Below are 14,007 nucleotides of genomic sequence, written 5' to 3' on the forward strand. Positions count from 1 at the left end.
CCGGCATCGTGGGCGGTGGGGGTGAAGGTGCCCGACCTGGGCCGGAGCTTCACGGGCGTGATGTCGGGCTGGACCAACCTATGGGGCGCTGCGTCGAACGTGGCGGGGCCCATGAGCGTTGCGCTCATGGTCAAGCTGACGGGAAACTGGGCGAGCGCTCTGGTTGTCATCGCGTTGGCGGCGGGGCTTGGGACCGTGCTCTGGTTGTTCGTTCATCCGGAGAAACCGTTGTTCGATGCGCCTCCGGCGGAGCCGGCGCCATCGACGAGCAAGGGGCTTTCATCGGCGATAAGTGCCGAGGCTTCGGAAGAAGTCCCTTCATGATGGTCGGTAACGCAGGGCTCACAACTTCGGCCAGACCACCTCGAGCTCGAGCGCGATCGAACGAGCCAGCCCTTCCAGATCCGGGAACAACGATGCGTTAGTGATATTCATCCGGTACAGCGAGCGCATTCCTTCGTCTCGCACTGAGAACGGGATAACGATCTTCCGGACCAGATCGTCGTCACTCGCGTAATGATCGAAGATCTTGTCGAGCGGTTCGTGCAGCAGGCCCGGCACCATGAACGTTCCCGCTTGAGCAATCAGCCGCCGGTCCATCTCGGTCGGCTCGCCAAACCAGATGATCGGGTTGGTATCGGGAAGAAAATACTTTTCGAAGTTCCCTGCTCTGCGGGGATCGATCATGTCGCGCGTGAGATCGGGCGCCGTTTTCGGTATTGCGCGGTCAGTGTAGAGAGCAGGCGTATTCACTGCGTAGACGGCGGACTCGCCAATGGCGCGTTCCAGTGCGAAGAACGCTGCTACGTAGGGAGATTTGGTGAAATCGAGCAGCCGTGTCGGCGCGCCATGATGCTGCATCAATCCAAGGCATCGAAGGTCATCTGACAGCACGCGTGCATCGGCAATGTAAGTATGCGCCTTGCGCCGGAAGATGCGTATTGCCCGCTGTTCCTGTACGCGCCAGTTGGATGCGTTGTGAACGAACGATGACAGGTAGCGTGCGAGCGAACTCTGCAATAACCAGTTGGCGTCCTGCTGGCCTCGAAATGCCCAGCCGTCGAGTGCCAGACTCAGGTCGGTGAACTCTTGCCAACTGGAGACCTTGATCGTTTCCAATTTTATCGATTCCTTTGAGTTGCGATTCGGGAGGCGCTGCAGAAGCTATTGTAGGTACGGAAGATTGCGGGGAGCTGACTAGTGGATGTAGCCATGCCGGCTCGAGGTAAGCGTAGCACGCAAGTCAGCGTACCGAACTCTTTTGAAACACGGGCTTCGATGTACGGGTTATGCGTCTGCCGGCTTGCACCGGCTTAAGATCGTTCAGCGCGTGGTGCATGGTAGGTGCTGGAAAGCTTGGCGACATTGGTCGAGTTTGCCAAATCATGGTGAAATCACGCCTAACCTAATTTTGCCACCGAAGGCCGATCGATCACATGCCTGTGCCAAGTGACTTCTCCAACCCCATCGAGCTTGTGGACCCGGATCTCGTGCCTCGACCGGTTGTGACCTTCAGTGCCGGCGGTTCGGTTCGCGTCGGTGTCAGTCGTCACGAAACGGCTTTTCATTGTCACTCCAGGGGCGAATCGCTTGCGCTGCACCGTGGCGTACTCACGTGCGAGATGGAAGGCGGCCTGTGGCACGGGGTCTTCGGTCCAGCAGGTTGCGGACGACCTCGGTTATGAGAGCGCTGGCAGCTTCGTCGCCATGTTTCGCAAGGCGTTCGGCACCTCGCCAGGACGCTATGCGGCGCAACTGCACATACAGCGCGCTTGCGGTGCGAGTCGCAATTTCATTCGCTCTCTGCCGCTCGACCCCGGCATTTCCAACCTCTTGATGTTTCCAATCCAATGCCCGCTCGACGCCTCACTCGCTTGTTGACGATCGCTGCGGCATTATGCGCGGGTCCGCTTGGCGCAGAACCTCTGCATTTGCAGGAGTACCTCGCAATGCATGGGCGCGCCGCAGATGAACACATCCCATACGGTCCGGCTCCGTCGCAATTCGTGGAGCTATTTCGCGCCCGTGGCAGCGGTCCGTTTCCCGTCGTTGTGCTGCTTCATGGTGGCTGTTGGGCGCATCAGTATGGCGGCTTGCGGCAGATCGCGCCTCTCGCCAGTTCGCTCGCGGAGAAGGGATGGATGGTGTGGAACATCGAGTATCGCGGCATCGACGAAGCGGGTGGCGGCTTCCCCGGGACGTATCTCGACGTTGCGCAGGGGCTGCAAAAACTTTCGGACGAAGCGGCGCGCTTGAACATCGACCTTTCCCGAATGGTCGTGGTCGGACATTCAGCGGGCGCGCAGCTCGCGCTATGGGCTGCTGCAAGAAATCGCATTGCCCCGGACAGTCCGCTTCATTCGGCCAACCCGCTCTATCTGCCAACCGTGATCGGGCTTGGCGTGCTGCCTGATCTTGGAGATGCAGACGGTATCAAGCGAGCATGCGGCGCAAACGCCGCCGTGCTGACCGGTAAGCCGCAACCCGGCCGCACGGATGTATTCGCCGACACCTCGCCGCAAAGCATGCTGCCCATCGGCTCCACGATGATCCTGATCAACGGCGAGCTGGACACTGTAGCGCCGCCCGCGCTCGCGACGCACTTCGCAAACGAAGCGCGCCGCGCGGGCGATGACATTCATCATCTCGTGGTTCCAGACGCAAGCCACTACGACGAAGTCTCGATTGATTCGCCCGTCTGGCCGGTGCTACTTAAGACAATCGAGTCTGCAACCAAAGCTGGTGTCGACTGATTGCATGATTCGAAACGGACCTTGAACCCATGAACAGTCCGGATTTCGTCGATGAGGTATTGACTACTGTGGCTGACATACAGCGCGGACTAACACTGTGTGCGGGCAGGGACGGGGCTCGAAGCGATACAATCGTCTGCGTTTTTCCCGGCTATCGCCTAAAGTTGCAATCAAAACGCCTTTGTTGTCAGGAGCCAAATCGTGAATGTCTTGCTTGTTGATGACAACCGCGCATCTGCGGATGCCCTCGCAGCCCTTGCGTCGACCATGGGGCACGAAGCCACCACCGCATATGACGGCCATGACGCAGTGGAACTTGCGCGCGCCACCACTTTCGATCTGATCCTGCTGGATCTTCGCCTGGGTGATGCAGACGGCAGGGAAGTGTGCGCCGCAATCCGGCGTGAGGGTTTGTCCCGACATTCGCGAATCATCGCGATGACAGGGCATGTCGGATTGGAACAGGAGGTGAGCCTGGGTGACTTCAATGGGTACGCCCTCAAGCCTCTTGAGTTTGACCGGCTGGAAGACCTCCTGACCTCCTAGCGGATGGCTTTGAAACCAGGTCGAGGTTCGCTGGCCCCTACAGCTAACCATCAGTCTTTCAGCAACAGCGTCCCCGGTCGGGTCGATTCCCCATCCTTGGCATGGAGCGGGCTTCGTTGCAGACATCCCTGTCTGCACATGGCAGGGCTAGGGTGTCGTTTGCGAAGTGCCTTTCGCTGGCGCGCTGCCGTTATCGTGGCCGTTCATGCCAGTTCCCTTCTTATGAGCCCGCGCCGGTGCCGAGCCCGTCCCGGTCCCCATGCCGCCTCCGACAGAGGTTGTTCCATCCGGTCTCGCTCCTGCGCTCTTTTGGCCTCCGTTCGAACCTCCTCCAGATCCACCGCCGCCGCCGGACCCACCGCCTGATTGTGCGTAGACGGCCGACGCCATGGCGAGGCTCACGGTGGAAAAGACAATTGCCATTATTTTCCGTTTCATTGCGTAACCACCTTTTGGTCGATTGATTAGCCAACAGAGATCGTTCGAGAGCGCCTGTGCGATCAGACGGGGAGCGCAATTAACCGCTCGTCTCCAAACGCGCGAGACGCGTCGAGCGGCAGGAACCTCTCCGCATTTTTAGTGCCCACGTGGGGTGGAGCGGAAAAGAGACCGACGCTCCCCATTCACGAACGCGCAGGCAAAGAGATGCGGCGGTACCAGATGCTGTCGCTGCTACCTCAGCCACCAGCAAACGGCGCGAATAATGGGGTACGGACAGGCGAAATCCCGCTCCCCTAAAAAGAATTAGCCTTTTCCCGCCGATTTGTGTTCCCCTGAGGCAGCACCGACTGCGCGGGGAGTACGCGTGGTCGCTGGTTGCGCAGCGCCGCTGCATGACTGCCGAACAGGAGAATTGCAGAAATGAATCGCAGTATTGTAGAAGGCTTGCTGGCGGAACACGGGGAAGGAAAGTTCGTTTTAAGCCATCGCATACATGGTCACGACTTCGAAGTGATGGTTTCACTGCTGCAAAATTCAGGAAATACGTTCGTGCGGAATTACTGCGCGAGAGCCCCCATTCTCAGCGGAATCAACGGACTTGGCGATGCCGCAGCGCAAACCTTCGGCGCTGCGCACGCCACGATCAAGGAAGATCTGCTCAACAAACCCGCAGGCGTGTCTCTGTTTGAGCACGTCAGCGATCCGGCCAAACGACGCGGGTTTATTCGCCCGTTCGATTAAAGCGGATCGCGCAACGTTGATTGAATGAACCCAGCCGGGGCGCACGCGCTGCCGCGCTGATCGCGCTTGCTGGCCGGATTCTGCGCCCGTTTCGGATGCCATGCGCCAGGCGTCCTTGATCTCTACCCCATTCGGCGCCCACATCGGGGATGACGCCTCTTGCGTCGTGGTTCACATGGGATTTCCTTGGCACTTCGTTCTCCGACGATAGCCAAGCGCCTTCGCGCGTCCTGCCGAAAGCTGTCACGCACGCAACATGGACATCGATGGACTTATTCCGCTCCAAATCAACGCGCAAACCCAATTTGCTTCTGGCCACCTACGCAAAATGGAAAACGCAATCCCGGGCGTTGCCGCCAGAGCCCGCGTTGCGCGCCGAGCTTTTCAGCGCGGACCAGATGGAACTGCACGGGTCGCATCTGGCGGGCTTGCACCGCTTGAGTACCGGGTCAGGGTCAGACCACCTGCTGCCGCGGCTCACCAATAACGAAGCGGCGCTGCTGAACGCCTACGAACGACTCACGAAAGCAACGCTCGGCAGCTACCGCGTCACGCCCGCTGCCGAGTGGCTGCTCGACAACTACTATCTGATCGCAGAACAGATCCGCATTGCGCGTCACCATCTTCCCAAAGGATACAGCCGCGAACTGCCGCGCCTTGCAAACGGGCCATCGAGCGAATTGCCGCGCGTCTACAGCATCGCGCTGGAGACCATTTCACACGGCGACGGACGGGTCAACAACGAAAGCCTGTCCCGCTTCATCGCTGCATATCAGACGGTGACACCGCTCACGCTCGGCGAGTTGTGGGCCATCCCGATCATGTTGCGCCTGGCGTTGATCGAAAATCTGCGGCGTGTTGCGAGCCGTGTGACGACCGACCTGGACGACCGCAACCTGGCAGGGCAGTGGGCGGACCGCATGACCGAGACGGCCGGACGCGATCCCAAGAGCGTGGTGCTGACGGTCGCCGACATGGCGCGCTCCAGGCCGCCGGTGGCAAGCTCCTTCGTGGCCGAACTTGCGCGGCGCCTGCAGGGTCAGAGCGCGACCCTGGCGTTGCCGCTGACATGGATCGAACAGTTGCTCGCGGAGTCGGGCCTGAGCATCGACCGCATGGTGCAGATGGAAGCGCAGCAGCAGGCGGCCGACCAGGTGTCGATCAGCAACAGCATCAGCAGCCTGCGCTTGCTTTCGTCCACTGACTGGCGCGATTTCGTCGAGAGTGCAAGTCTTGTCGAGCAAGTCCTGCGGGAAGATCCAGCCGACGTCTATCGGGCGATGGACTTCGCCACGCGCGACCGCTACCGGCATAGCGTTGAACGGCTCGCACGTGCGAGCAAGCGTCCGGAAGAGATCGTGGCGCGTGCCGCGATCAACCTCGCCCGCGATGCCGTGAAGGCGACGCCTCTTCGCGGCGTCGCACATCATGTGGGGTTCTATCTTTTGCGCGATGGCGTTGCGTTGCTTGAACGGCATCTGCAAGCGAAGGTCAGCGCAATCGAGGTGTGGCGTCGCATCCTGCGGCTGGCGCCCCTGCCAATCTACCTGACGCTCGCCGCGCTGATCACCTTCGCGTTCGCGTGGCCGTTCCTTGATGCTGCGCATCGTCACGGCTGGCACAGCGGCCTGATTGCGCTCCTCGCCGTGCCCGCGCTGCTCATGGCGAGCCGCCTTGCGATCGATCTGGTCAACTGGTCCGTCACGCTGACGGTCCAGCCTGACTGGTTGCCGCGCCTCGATTTCACCAAGGGCATCCCGGCGCAAATGCGCACGCTGGTCGTGATTCCATCGTTGATCGGCAGCGCAGAGGACATCGAGGACCTGGCGGAAGGGCTCGAAGTGCGGTTCCTCGCGAATCGCGATCCGCATCTGCATTTCGGCTTGCTGTCCGATTTCATGGACGCGGCCACCGAGCATCTGGACCAGGATGCCGGCCTCATGCTCCGCGCGCAGTTCGCCATTGAAGCGTTGAACGAAAAGTATCGCGACACGGAAGGCGACCGGTTCTTCCTGTTTCATCGGCCGCGACGCTGGAACGCTGTCGAAAAAACCTGGATGGCGCATGAGAGAAAGCGCGGCAAGATCGCTGAACTCGATGCGCTGCTGCGAGGCGAGGGACGAGACCGGTTCTCGCTGATCGTGGGGAACATCGTGGCGTTGCCCCGCGTGCGCTACGTGATCACGCTCGATACGGACACCCAGCTTCCGCGCGATGCAGCCCGCCAGTTCATCGGCGCAATTTCGCATCCGCTCAATGCAGCAGTCTACGACGCGCACAAGAAACGGGTCACATCCGGCCACGCGATCCTCCAGCCGCGCGTAAGCGTCAGTCTGACGAGCACGGCACGCTCGACATACGCGAGGCTGTTCGGCGGCGATGCCGGTATCGATCCGTACACGCGGGCAGCGTCCGACGTGTATCAGGATCTGTTCCGAGAAGGGTCGTTCATTGGCAAGGGGATCTACGAAGTCGATGCGTTCGAGCAGGCAGTAGAGGGGCGTTTTCCCGATAACCGCATCCTCAGTCACGACCTGGTGGAGGGCTGCTATGCGCGCGCCGCCTTGCTGAGCGACGTGCATCTCTACGAGGAATATCCGTCGCGTTACAGCTCGGACGTCAACCGTCGGCATCGATGGATTCGCGGCGACTGGCAACTGCTGCCCTGGATTTTCCCTTGGGCGCCGACACAGGATGGCGGCCTCGCGCGCAATCCGCTTTCGCTGCTGTCCCGCTGGAAACTGTTCGACAACCTGCGCCGCAGCGCCGCGCCGGCCGCCTTGCTGGCCATGTTGCTGACCGGCTGGATCAGCGGCTGGCAGCCGGCCGTCTGGACCATCGCGATCGTCGCGCTGAGTCTGGGAATGCCGCTGAGCGCCAGCCTGATCGAATTGCTCCAGAAACCGCACGACATGCCGTTGCGCCGGCATATCGCGTTGACCACGCAATCGGCAGGTCGTCACCTCGCGCGGGCGCTGCTTGGGCTAGCGTGGCTGCCACACGAAGCGCTGTACAGCATGGACGCGATTGTCCGCACGCTTTGGCGGGTCGGTTACAGCCACAGGAAGATGCTGCAATGGAATGCTTCGCGCGAGGTGGAGCGGGCCGCAACGAACGACCCGAGGGCGCTCTACAGGCAGATGGCGATCGGCCCGCTGCTTGGGGCAGCGTCGATAGTACTGTTCATCCGGACACCGGAAACGCTGGCGGCCGTATTGCCGTTTGCGCTGGCGTGGCTGGTATCTCCGTTGCTTGCATGGTGGATCAGCCGGCCACCTGTTCAGACCGAGAGCGCTTTTGCTGCCGGCGAAACGCAGTTCCTGCGCGCGCTGGCCAGGAAAACGTGGGCTTTCTTCGACGAGTATGTCCGCGCCGACGACCACTGGCTGCCGCCCGACAACATCCAGGAAATGCCGACCACCGGCGCGATGGTCATCGCGCGCCGCACGTCGCCGACCAACATGGGGATGGGACTGCTTGCGCATCTGGCGGCGTTCGATTTCGGGTATCTGAGCGCGGGACGCATGCTCGCTAGAGTCGGGGAGACGCTTGCGACCATGGACGGCCTCGAGCGTTATCGCAATCATTTCCTGAACTGGTACGACACGAGTACGCTGGAGGCGCTTGGACCGCGCTATGTCTCGACGGTCGACAGCGGCAACCTCGCAGGCCATTTGATGACCTTGAGCCGCGGCTTGCTGCAACTGGCCGACGAACCGGCGTTCGACCGGCGCGTGTTCCCGGGTCTCGCCGATACCCTCGATGCCTATCGCGCAGCGGCCCACGCTGCAGAGTTCGATCTCGACGCATTCCTGCCGCTCTCGGGTCTTCTGGACGCAGCGTCGGCAACGCCGCCGCGCACGCTTAGCGAAGCAGTTGCGGTCATGCGCCAGGTATCGGTCCTGACGGACACGCTCGTTCACGATATCAAGGGCGGCGCTGACAGCGATCTCGCTTTCTGGTCGCGGGCGCTCAAGGCGCAATGTCTCGACATCGCGCATGAGCTCGATCTCTTCGACCTGACGGCCGCGCCGGATTCAAGTGCAGCCCTGCCGACCATCCGCCAACTCGCTCGACTTGATATGAGCGCGTGGCATGACCCGTCGGACACGCGCGTTGTTGAAGTACGGAATGCGGCGGTCGACCGTATTGCGCAAGCTGAACGCCTGGCACGACTGGCGGGCGAGCTTGCCACGATGGACTTCAAGTTCCTCTACGACCGCAGCCGCGAACTCTTGAGCATTGGATACAACGTGGACGAACGGCGTCTCGATGCCGGCTTCTACGACCTGCTTGCATCTGAAGCACGATTGACGAATTTTGTTGCCATCGCGCAGGGCCAGTTGCCGCAAGAAAGCTGGTTCACATTAGGACGCTTGCTGACGAGTACCGGCGGTGTTCCCGTGTTGCTGTCGTGGACCGGTTCGATGTTCGAGTACTTGATGCCGATGCTCGTCATGCCCACATACGACGGCACGCTGCTCGACCAGACCTGCCGCGCAGCGGTCGCCCGGCAGATCGAATACGGTCATCAGCTCGGCGTGCCGTGGGGCGTGTCGGAATCCGGCTACAACGTGCTCGACGCGCAGTTCAATTACCAGTACCGCGCGTTCGGCGTGCCCGGGCTCGGGCTCAAGCGTGGACTCGGCGACGACGTGGTCATTGCGCCTTACGCGACCGCACTCGCGTTGATGGTCGCGCCTGACGCCGCATGCCGCAACTTGCAGCGTCTCGCCGCAACCGGCGCGGCCGGCCGATTCGGTCTGTACGAAGCCATCGATCACACCCAGGCGCGCGTGCCTCGCGGCCAGAGCTCGGTCGTGATCCAGTCCTACATGGCGCATCATCAGGGCATGAGCCTGTTGTCGCTGGCAAGCGTCCTGCTGGGGCAACCCATGCAGCGGCGTTTTGAATCTGACCCGCAGTTCAAGGCGACCACGTTGTTGTTGCAGGAGCGCATCCCGAAGACCGCGACGGAATACCTGCCGACGCCCGGGCTGCCTTCCGAGGATTCGGCCGCGCTGATTGCCGAAACCAAGTTGCGGATCTTCACGGACCCCGACCGGCCGAGACCTTCCGTGCAATTGTTGTCGAATGGCCGGTATCACGTGATGGTCAGCAGCGCGGGCGGCGGTTACAGCCGCTGCGGCGATCTGTCGGTCACGAGGTGGCGCGAGGACATGACCTCCGACAACTGGGGCATGTTCTGTTATCTGCGCGACGTTGCAAGCGGCGAATTCTGGTCGAGCGCGCATCAGCCGACGCTTCGGCATCCTGATCTTTACGAAGCAATTTTCTCCGATGCACGCGCCGAATTCCGTGTGCGCGAACGTGATTTCGATTCGCATACCGAGATCGTGGTTTCACCTGAAGACGATATCGAACTGCGGCGTGTTCGCATCACCAATCGCGCGCGGGTCCGGCGGACCATCGAACTGACGAGCTATGGCGAAGTCGTGCTTGCACCGGCGATTGCCGACGCGGCGCACCGCGCGTTCAGCAACCTGTTTGTCCAGACAGAGCTGCTGGAGCCGCTGCAGGCGATCCTCTGCACGCGGCGCGCCCGATCGAGCAAGGAAGTGGTGCCCTGGATGTGCCACTTGCTGGCGGCGCATGGCGTTGATATCGATGCCATTTCGTACGAGACCGATCGTGCCCGTTTCATCGGCCGGGGACGCAACGTGGCGCATCCCGCTGCTATGGACGACGGTTCCGACACCCAGGGCCGGCTCTCCAACAGCGCGGGGTCGGTGCTCGATCCGGTCGTCTCCATTCGTTGCAGGATCACGCTCAACCCGGGGCAGTCGGCGACCATCGACTTCGTGACGGGCATGAGCGACAGCCGCGACGGGTGCCTGCACCTCATCAACAAGTATCGCGACCGTCAGCTTGCAGACCGTGTGTTCGACCTTGCGTGGACGCATAGCCAGGTGTCGCTCAGGCAGATGAACGCAACGGTCTCCGATGCCCGGCTTTACGAGCAAATGGCGGCATCGATCATCTATGCGAACGCTTCGTTGCGCGCGGAATCCGGCGTGTTGAGCGCGAATCGCCGCAATCAGTCGGGACTGTGGGGCCAGTCGATATCAGGCGACTTGCCTATCGTTCTGCTGCAGATCACCGATATGGCGAACATCGAACTGGTCCGGCAGATGGTGCAGGCGCACGCGTACTGGAGGCTGAAGGGTCTGGCTGTCGACCTCGTGATCTGGAACGAAGACCATGCCGGGTACAGGCAGGATCTCCAGGACCTGATCATGGGTCTGATCGCTTCGGGCACGGAAGCCAACCTGATCGACCGCCCGGGGGGAATCTTCGTTCGACCTGCCCAGCAATTGTCGCGTGAAGACCGTGATCTGATGCAGGCGGTCGCCCGCATTATCGTGAGCGACACGCGAGGAAGCCTTGCCGAGCAAGTCGAGCGGCGGCGTCCTGAAACAAGCGAAGCGCCGTTCGAGCCGACGCCGGGGTATGCCGAGGAACCCTCGCTGGAAAGGCATCCTGCCGAAAAGCCGCACGTGCTGATTTTGCAAAACCCCTATGGCGGTTTTTCAGAAGACGGCGCCGAGTACATCATCAGATTGCAGCCTGGGCAAGCGACACCCGCGCCGTGGTCCAACGTGCTGGCGAATCCGGAATTCGGGTCGGTCGTCTCGGAGAGCGGGGGCGCCTATACATGGAGCGAGAACGCACACGAGTTCAGGCTGACGCCATGGATCAACGACCCTGTCAGCGACAGTAGCGGCGAGGCATTTTATTTGCGCGACGAGGAGACCGGTCAGCACTGGTCGCCTACGCCGTTACCCCGGCGCGGCCGCGGCACATACACCACGCGTCACGGATTTGGATACAGCGTCTTCGAGCATGAGGAAGAGGGCATCCGGTCCGAGTTATGGGTGTACGTCGCGTTGCACGCATCGATCAAGTTTTCGGTGCTCAAGATCCGCAATGTCTCCGGTCGTGCGCGACGCCTTTCTGCGACCGGCTATGTGGAGTGGACGCTCGGAGACCTGCGCGAGAAATCCGCCATGCACATCGTCACCGAAGCCGATCCGCTGACGGGGACGCTCTTTGCCCGCAACGACTATTCGATGGAATTCGGCGGTCGCGTCGGGTTCTTCGCCGTCGACGAAGGGGTGTCGAGTTTCACGTGCGATCGCCGCGAGTTTATCGGCCGCAATGGCAGCCTTCGTGCGCCAGCGGCCATGCGGCACGCCCGATTGTCCGGACGTGCGGGCGCCGGGCTCGATCCCTGCGCGGCACTGAAAGCGGACTTCGATATTGCCGATGGCGACAGTCATGAAATAGTTTTCCAGATGGGCGCGGCACACGATGCGCAGTCGGTGGAGGGTCTTGCGAAGGCGTTTCGCGGGGCGGCAGCAGCGGCCAGCGCGCTCCATGAAGTGCGTGAGCACTGGCGGGCGACGCTTGGACGGGTGCAGGTGAAGACACCCGAGCCGGCGGTGGACGTGCTTGTGAACGGCTGGCTCATGTATCAGGTCATCGCTTGCCGGTTCTGGGCTCGCAGCGGCTATTACCAGTCGGGCGGCGCATTTGGATTCAGGGATCAGTTGCAGGACTCCATGGCGATGATTCACGCCACACCGCAGCTCACCCGCGCGCATTTGCTGTTATGCGCCGCACACCAGTTCCCGGAGGGTGACGTGCAGCACTGGTGGCATCCGCCGCTTGGACGCGGCGTGCGCACCGAATGCTCGGACGACTACTTGTGGCTCGCCGTTGCGACCAGCCGGTATGTCGCGATTACAGGCGACCGCAGCGTGCTCGACGAACGCGTCGGGTACTTAGAAGGACGCGCGGTCCATGTCGGCGAGGACTCTTATTACGACTTGCCGGGAATTTCGCCGCTGGTCGAAACGCTCTACGCGCATTGCGTTCGCGCGATCGAGCATGGAATGACGAAGGGCGCTCACGGGCTCCCGCTAATAGGCAGTGGCGACTGGAACGACGGCATGAACCTCGTTGGGGCACAGGGCCGGGGTGAAAGCGTGTGGCTTGGCTTTTTCCTCTACGACGTACTGCTCAAGTTCGCCGACACCGCGCTCATGCATGGCGATGCCGGGTTCGCAACCCGCTGCCGGAGCCAGGCAGTCCTATTGCGCGATAACCTGGAACTGCATGGCTGGGACGGCGATTGGTACAGAAGAGCGTATTTCGACGATGGCACTGCACTCGGATCTGCCGCCAATGACGAATGCAAGATAGATTCGATTGCGCAAAGCTGGTCGGTGTTGTCCGGCGCGGGGTCCGCTGACCGGCAGCGCGAGGCAATGGCGTCGCTCGATCGTTATCTGGTGAAGCGCGACGCCGGTCTGATCCGGCTTCTGGCGCCGCCGTTCGACCGTTCGGCGCTCGATCCCGGATATATCAAGGGTTATGTGCCCGGCGTGCGTGAAAATGGCGGCCAGTACACGCATGCAGCAATATGGGCGACGATGGCTTTCGCCACGCTGGGTGACAGCGAGCGCGCCTGGGAATTGCTGCGCATGATCAACCCCGTCCTTCATGGCAGAGGCGGACCGGCCATCACGCAGTACAAGGTCGAACCGTATGTGATGACGGCTGATGTCTATGGCGTCAGTCCCCACGAAGGCCGAGGCGGGTGGAGCTGGTACACGGGCTCGGCGGCCTGGATGTACCGGCTGGTGGTGGAGTCGTTGCTTGGTTTGAGCGTGATCGGTGATCGCTTGAGCGTCGCACCGCTCTTGCCGGCGAACTGGCGTTCCTTCGAGATGACTTATCGGTACGGGGATACGCCGTTCCGCATAACTGTCAATGAGGCTGCGATCGATAGCGCGAAGCACGCCATTCTTGATGGTGTGCCACAGCAAGGCGGTGAGGTGATATTAGTCGATGACGGCCGGGAGCACACGGTCGAAATGGGGTTTCCACGGGCGGCGCAAGGATCGGCGCCTATCGTCGTCCTGGAAGATTCGTGACGTTGCATCTCGCTGATTGCGGCGGCACAAGCCGACACCATGCGGATGGCGCAGAATAGCGCGGCAGACGAGTGCAACGGTGTCTGAGAACGAAAGTGGCGCCTGACACAACGGGTGTCAGCGCCAAGGTGTTGGGCGAATTCATGCACTGCAGAGAGACTTATGAAAAAAGGGAAAACAAAACTGACTCGCCAGGATGCCGAGCGTCTTTTCGAGGGCCTGCCCGCCGGGGATGCCAGGGCATCGAGCCGGCCCGAGAATCCGTTCGAAGCGGGGGTGTTCGACGTCGTCAAGCGCGTCGACGATGAAACCAGGCTCTGGAAAGACAATCTCATCACGCTTCCAACGGCAATCGAATTGCCGGCGGGGTATGACTCAGCCTCTCACCTGCGCGAGGCAATGACGCGATCATTACGCGTGAAATGGGTGAGGGAAGGTGCAAGCGAGATTGTTGCCGAGTTCCCCGAGGGATGGACGGCCGTTCGTCCGGACAGCGGGCCCATAGAGTTGCGCGATTCATCCGGCGTGGTCCGCGCGCTATACGGGTGGGCCAAGGATGCCGAGCT

The 14,007-nt window shown here is 61.5% G+C and carries 7 protein-coding genes and 1 pseudogene; 7 read left to right on the forward strand and 1 reads right to left on the reverse strand.

Features of this window, described 5'->3' with window-relative positions; all coding sequences use genetic code 11:
* Positions 1-324 (forward strand): hypothetical protein (locus ACFFAR_RS10730; protein WP_375507866.1); only part of this gene is annotated, 324 nt, incomplete at its 5' end.
* A gap of 18 nt (positions 325-342) precedes the next feature.
* Here ACFFAR_RS10730 and ACFFAR_RS10735 read toward each other — a convergent pair.
* A complete protein-coding gene (locus ACFFAR_RS10735) occupies positions 343-1,119 on the reverse strand; it encodes an FRG domain-containing protein (RefSeq protein WP_062171026.1) in 777 nt (258 codons plus the stop codon).
* Positions 1,120-1,602: 483 nt separating this feature from the next.
* On the opposite strand from ACFFAR_RS10735, the gene ACFFAR_RS10740 reads away from it, so the two are divergent.
* The 6 genes and pseudogenes from ACFFAR_RS10740 to ACFFAR_RS10765 all read left to right on the forward strand — a co-directional run.
* On the forward strand, positions 1,603-1,881 hold the full coding sequence (locus tag ACFFAR_RS10740; protein ID WP_306299772.1) for a helix-turn-helix domain-containing protein: 279 nt from the start codon (positions 1,603-1,605) through the stop codon (positions 1,879-1,881).
* A gap of 68 nt (positions 1,882-1,949) precedes the next feature.
* Positions 1,950-2,753, forward strand: a complete 804-nt coding sequence (locus ACFFAR_RS10745; protein ID WP_375507867.1) for an alpha/beta hydrolase — start codon at positions 1,950-1,952, stop codon at positions 2,751-2,753.
* 201 nt (positions 2,754-2,954) lie between these two features.
* Positions 2,955-3,299, forward strand: a complete 345-nt coding sequence (locus ACFFAR_RS10750) for a response regulator (protein WP_062171021.1) — start codon at positions 2,955-2,957, stop codon at positions 3,297-3,299.
* An 861-nt stretch (positions 3,300-4,160) separates the two neighbouring features.
* Positions 4,161-4,481, forward strand: a complete 321-nt coding sequence (locus tag ACFFAR_RS10755; protein WP_375507868.1) for a hypothetical protein — start codon at positions 4,161-4,163, stop codon at positions 4,479-4,481.
* A gap of 266 nt (positions 4,482-4,747) precedes the next feature.
* Positions 4,748-13,441 carry a GH36-type glycosyl hydrolase domain-containing protein gene (locus tag ACFFAR_RS10760; RefSeq protein WP_375507869.1) on the forward strand — a complete coding sequence of 2,898 codons (8,694 nt, stop codon included), beginning with the start codon at positions 4,748-4,750 and terminating at the stop codon, positions 13,439-13,441.
* Positions 13,442-13,603: 162 nt separating this feature from the next.
* Positions 13,604-14,007, forward strand: a pseudogene (locus ACFFAR_RS10765) (hypothetical protein); the annotation flags it as partial.

It is taken from the genome of uncultured Caballeronia sp., from assembly GCF_964243625.1.
Lineage (GTDB): Bacteria > Pseudomonadota > Gammaproteobacteria > Burkholderiales > Burkholderiaceae > Caballeronia.

Coding starts and splice junctions, on each gene's coding strand:
- ACFFAR_RS10745 (WP_375507867.1), top strand. CDS start 1,950: ATGCATGGGCGCGCCGCAGATGAACACATCCCATACGGTCCGGCTCCG.
- ACFFAR_RS10755 (WP_375507868.1), top strand. CDS start 4,161: ATGAATCGCAGTATTGTAGAAGGCTTGCTGGCGGAACACGGGGAAGGA.
- ACFFAR_RS10760 (WP_375507869.1), top strand. CDS start 4,748: ATGGACTTATTCCGCTCCAAATCAACGCGCAAACCCAATTTGCTTCTG.